5 protein-coding genes are annotated in these 5,366 nt (G+C 65.4%); 4 read left to right on the forward strand and 1 reads right to left on the reverse strand.

The annotated features are described in order from the left end of the window. The 4 genes from ACZK5N_RS14695 to ACZK5N_RS14710 form a co-directional block, all read left to right on the forward strand. The coding region (locus ACZK5N_RS14695; protein ID WP_463625116.1) for an ISL3 family transposase at positions 1-1,121 on the forward strand (1,121 nt) is incomplete at its 5' end. A gap of 869 nt (positions 1,122-1,990) precedes the next feature. Next, entirely contained in the window at positions 1,991-2,521 is a 531-nt protein-coding gene (locus tag ACZK5N_RS14700; RefSeq protein ID WP_459018319.1) for a SigE family RNA polymerase sigma factor, read from the forward strand. After that, the gene (locus ACZK5N_RS14705) at positions 2,518-3,522 is read left to right on the forward strand and encodes a hypothetical protein (RefSeq protein ID WP_459018321.1); all 1,005 of its coding nucleotides are present in this window, start codon (positions 2,518-2,520) and stop codon (positions 3,520-3,522) included. Before ACZK5N_RS14700 ends, ACZK5N_RS14705 begins: the two co-directional genes overlap by 4 nt. A 348-nt stretch (positions 3,523-3,870) precedes the next feature. Then, on the forward strand, positions 3,871-4,419 hold the full coding sequence (locus ACZK5N_RS14710; RefSeq protein ID WP_459018323.1) for a hypothetical protein: 549 nt from the start codon (positions 3,871-3,873) through the stop codon (positions 4,417-4,419). A 219-nt stretch (positions 4,420-4,638) separates the two neighbouring features. On the opposite strand, the gene ACZK5N_RS14715 is transcribed toward ACZK5N_RS14710, so the two are convergent. Continuing rightward, positions 4,639-5,366 (reverse strand): transposase (locus ACZK5N_RS14715; protein WP_463625222.1); only part of this gene is annotated, 728 nt, incomplete at its 5' end.

Consider the following 5,366-nt stretch of genomic DNA (forward strand, 5'->3'; position numbering starts at 1 on the left):
CGTTGGCGCACGAGCCGTTCGGCTGGCGGCCGACCACGTTGCTGGTCACGATCCGTCGCTACCGCTGCACCGGCTGCGGGCATGTGTGGCGGCAAGACACCAGCCTCGCCGCGGAGCCGCGGGCGAAGCTGTCACGCCGCGGGCTGCGGTGGGCGTTGGAGGGTCTGGTCGTGCAGCACCTCACCGTCGCCCGGGTCGCCGAAGGGCTGGGGGTGTCGTGGAACACCGCCAACACGGCGGTCCTGGCCGAAGGCAAGCGGGTCCTGATCGACGACCCGACCAGGTTCGACGGGGTGACGGCCATCGGCGTGGACGAGCACGTGTGGCGCCACACCCGCCGCGGTGACAAGTACGTCACCGTCATCATCGACCTGACCGGCATCCGCACCCGGACAGGGCCTGCCAGGCTGCTCGACATGGTCGAAGGGCGCTCCAAGCAGGCGTTCAAGCAGTGGCTGTCCGAACGCGACCAGGCATGGCGCGACAGAGTTGAGGTCGTCGCGATGGACGGGTTCACCGGGTTCAAGACCGCCACCGCCGAAGAGCTGCCCGACGCGACCGCCGTCATGGATCCCTTCCACGTGGTCCGCCTCGCCGGCGACGCCCTCGACCGATGCCGCCGACGCGTCCAACAAGCCATCCACGGACACCGAGGCCGCACCAGCGACCCGCTCTACTCGGCGCGCCGCACCCTCCACACCGGCACCGACCTCCTCACCGACCGACAGAAGGACCGGCTCACCGCCCTGTTCGCCGGCGATGACCATGTCGAGGTCGAAGCCACCTGGGGCATCTACCAACGCATGATCGCCGCCTACCGCGAACCCGATCGGACCAGAGGCCGGGCCCTGATGACCAGCCTGATCGCCTCGGTCAGCCAGGGCGTCCCCGCCGCGTTGAGCGAGGTGATCACACTCGGCCGAACGCTGAAGAAGCGAGCCGACGACGTGCTGGCCTATTTCGACCGGCCCGGCACCTCGAACGGTCCCACCGAGGCCCTCAACGGCCGCCTGGAACATCTCCGCGGATCAGCACTCGGCTTCCGGAACCTCACCAACTACATCGCCAGATCACTGCTCGAGACCGGCGGATTCAGACCCCGACTACACCCTGGATTGTGATGAGCCTGTTAACTCCTGGTCGTCACTCACGGCCGGCACTCGCCCCCGGGTGGCCACATCGTGCGCAATGCGAGTCACCAGGGTGGGTGATGACGGGACCCAGGTCGCTCCCGAAACGCCAACCGAAGTCCTCGAGAAAAGGGCCTGACAAGGGCGGATGAGGAGTGGAGCATAGGGGACTCGAACCCCTGTCTAAACGCTGCTGACTAGGAGCTTACCGAGGAGAAGGCAGCGCCGTGCTGCGAGTGTGCTACGAGCCAGACGATTCGCGGACTCCCGGCACCACACAACCGGCTCTGGCACTTCTCCTCCTCCACGCGCGCAGCGTCCCGATCCGCTCTGTCCCGCGACCCGAACTGCTGCTGAGCGGCCCATGGGCTCCAGCAGATCCTTGTAGCCCCTGACCACACCACCCTCGCGGGCTCGGTTAGCCTCAAGAACCGCCCGCGCCAGCCGAGAGCCATGAGCCGGCTCGCGCGCTCATGCCGATCTGCGGATGGTGCAGAATCTCGACACCGAGTGCGCGAGCGGCAGACGCCAAGGTTGTTGGGACAGCTCGCGCGGGCCAGTTGAGGTTGTTATCTGTCCACGCAGCAGACCCGGCTGTTGAAGACGGAGCAATGCCTGCGAGCTATCGCTTTGGTGTACCAAGAGCATGACGCAAGCAACATCGACTTGCCCTCCTGTGCACTCTTTTGACTTGGCTTCTGCCTCCACATCCGCGAAGGCGCTGAGGGCCGGCATAGGCCGGTCGCCGCGGCGTGGCGACGTGACTCCGATTGATCGGCGGTAGCCCACTGACCACGCGTGGCGTGCGCTGAACGCGTTCGCGTGCAACCCTTCGGTGTCATGAAAGCGTCTAGGTAAGCATGCAGGCAGACAATGGGCCCCCTTCGAGTGATGCCGCCGCACGTTTCGACGCGTATGTCACTGAACGCGGCGGCGAGCTCTGGCGTTCCGCATGGTTGCTGACTGGGGATGTCCACCATGCTGAGGATCTGGTTCAGGCCGCCTTGCTCCGCACGTATGGCCGGTTTGCGGCCTTCGACAGCGAACGGCATTTCGAGGCTTATGTGCGGACCACGCTCTTCCGCACGTTCGTCTCCTGGCGGCGGCGGCGCCACTGGCGCAGTGAGATGCCCAGCGTGCTTGAACCGGACACTGTTGCCGACGTCGGCGACGACCCCCCGATGCAGGCGTCGGACCTCCGCCGGGCGCTGTTCAGCCTGCCACGCTCTCAGCGAGCGGTACTGGTCCTGCGCTACTTCGAAGACATGACGGTGATCGAGGTGGGGGAACTCCTCCAGATGCCCACGTCCACCGTCAAATCCCACGCACGTCGGGGCCTCGTGGCCCTCCGGCGGTCACCACACCTACTGGAACAGGACATGCACTCATGACCAGAGACAACCTTGCCGATGAGCTGGACGGGCTGGTGCCAACGCCGCCCGAGGCGTCGGGGTGGGGCCCGAAGGTGCGAACGGAGCACCGTCGTCGTCGCGTGCGGACATCCGGTGTCGTAGCGGGCGCGGCTGCGGTAGCAGTGGTCGGCGTAGGAATGCTCCTCCTCAATGTCCCTCAGCCGACGATCCTGGCCACCCCCGCCGAGTCCACCACTGAACCGGCCGAAGCGACGCCGACCTCAGAGCCGTCGGTCACCGCCTGCGCTGACCGCGTGGAGTGGAAGCAGACGGTAGCAGTGCTACCTGATGTCACCGGCGCGTTCTTCTGTGTCTCGGAGAACCCCGGCGGCACCTCGTTTGTGCAGGTGGCCTTCTCAAGTGACCTGACTGTCGACATTGTGTCAGAGCTGCAGATGAATGCCTTTCTTCTCGGACTGCTACCAGGCATCTCGGCCACGAACGCGCATGGCCTCGCGTTGCGCACTGCTGCTGGGGATGTCCGTTCACTCGTCGGCTCGGTCGAAGACGGCAGGTTCAACTGGTACGAGCCGACGGGCGAGGGACTGATGGAGTGGCGACCGAGCCCCGAGCTGCTCGAACGGATGCGGTCCGAGATCGTCGCCACGGGCCACTGCGTCCGGCCGCCGCGACAGACCACCGCAGATGTCCAGGTGCATGTCTATTCCGCGGGCGGCGACGATACGGCCGTTGCCGCCGCCGCGGCGCATTTGCGACAAGCAGGCTTCGCGGTAACGGTGACCGGCGAGAAGGCGCTTAAGAGCCTCGGTGGCCCAATCATCCTTCGCGGCAGCAATCAGCACCGGGAGATAGAACTGGTGGGCACTTGGTTTGGTGGTGGTGGCGGCGAGCTGAGCCGGAACGACGCCATCGTCGACGTCCTGGTCACCGAGGAATTCACCGCCGATGCACTGCACCAAGGACAACCCGATCAACCAATCGGAGACATCACCTGCTCTCCCACAAGCGACGACGAGTAAAGTCATCGATGGAGGGGGTACAGGCCTTGAGGTCGTGGTACGAGAATCGGCGCCAATGGCTCAGTGAGCTCGGCCAACGTGCCCGATGGTCATGCCAGTTGTTGAATTCTGTCCAAGCTCTCGTTCAAGGCCAGGTCATCAGAAGAGAGTGTTCTCCAGTCGGAGGCTTCCTCTCAACGGTTGGTCCGCGAGACGCGAGTACGCCGCTCTAGTGAGGACAAGATTCCTTGGTGCAGAGTCTCGGCGGCGTCCTCTAATCTGCTCGTAACGCACTCATCTGCCGCCCTTAGAGGCGCAGCGCGCCCCCCGATTGCGAGGATTGTCAGTCCCCGGGGGCACGCTAGAGACGTGGATCTCTCACTAGCCGTCTCGGCCTTCTCGGCCGTCGTTTCTCTCGGCTCCCTCATCGTGTCCGCGCGCCAGCATCTTTGGGCCAGGCGTTTGGACCGGACAGCAGAGGCGACCGATGCAGTCGTTGACGCCATCCAAGACCTGCGTACTGCGGTTTGGGCTGCTGCTCGCCAAGATCCGGATCCCGAGGCGATCTCGGAACGGATCTCTAGCGTCGACCGTGAGTGCAGGCGGTACGCCGGCACCATCCCTGCCCTTGGAGCCGTCGGCCACTCCGTGCGGGAAGCCGCGGGTAACTACCTCGGTGGTGCAGCGGGCTACGCTCTCAGCCCTCACCTGAGGGACGAACCCCGTTCCCCCCACGACCCATATTGGTGGGACATCAGCATCACCTACTTGGACTACGTCGTGCGTCAGTTGGCAAGCGGGAAATTGTCACCGACGCGCGGCAAGGTCTCATTGACCCCATTTCACGAGTGGCGCCGGGCCGAGGATGAGGGCCACCACGCCGCCCTGAAGTCTCCTGCCGCAGAGGCAGAGAACTGAGCAATTGCCGAACATCCGCAACTGGCTCCCTTCTGTGTCAAGGTCCGGATGGAGCTCTTTCGGTTCCTCCGCTGTTGATGGTGTGCCGGTGCTCGGCGCGGTCAAGATCGTTCCTCCGGTGGGGGGCTCCATCTTGACCGCGCCTGCGCTCCGGCAGGTGGGCAGCCGTGGAGGAACCGGCGGCGGTGTGAGCATGCCGGCCGGTCTTGTTGTCGGTGGTCAGGCGGTGGCGGGTTGGGGTGTCTTAGGCTGGTGGGTGACGGGTCCGGGAAGTGACTGATCCGAAGAGCCGGTGTGGGGATGTGAGTCGGCCGCGCTGGATGTCAGTGTCGTTCCCCGGTGTCCTCCCGGGCCCGTCGCCTGCAGCGTGAGGTAGTCGGTGAGCATGCTGTGGTAGACGATGTCGGAGAGCCGTCGTTTCAGGCAGCGCATCGCTTCCATGGAGGTCTTCCCGTCGGCTTTCTTGCGGTCGTAGTAGGCGCGGCCTTCGGTGGGGTTGCGGAGCTGGACGGTGGCCATGAGGTGCAGGACCCGGTTGATTTGGCGGTTCCCGCCGCGGGAGAGCCGGTGCCGGACGTGGTCACCGGAGGAGGCCTCGATCGGCGCGGTCCCGGTCCAGGACGCGAAATGGGCCTTGTCGGGGAACCGGGTGATGTCACCGACCTCGACCAGGAGCCGGGCCGCGCCGGAGGGGCCGATGCCGTGCAGGTCGAGCAGCCCGGTGCCGGTGGCCTTGACCAGGGCCACCAGTTCCTTGTTCGCGTCCTTCTTCCGCTGGTAGATCCGCTCGAGGTCTTCGACCAGTTCCATCGCGACCCTCTTGCGGGTGACGCTGACAAGGTCGGATGGTTGCACGGCGTTCAGGAGTCGGCGGGCCTGGGCGGCGGAGAGGTCCTTCTTCGCCCCGCCCGGGATCAGTTCCAGCAACAGTTGGTGCAGGTGGCACA

It is taken from the genome of Tessaracoccus pujii (assembly GCF_055326215.1).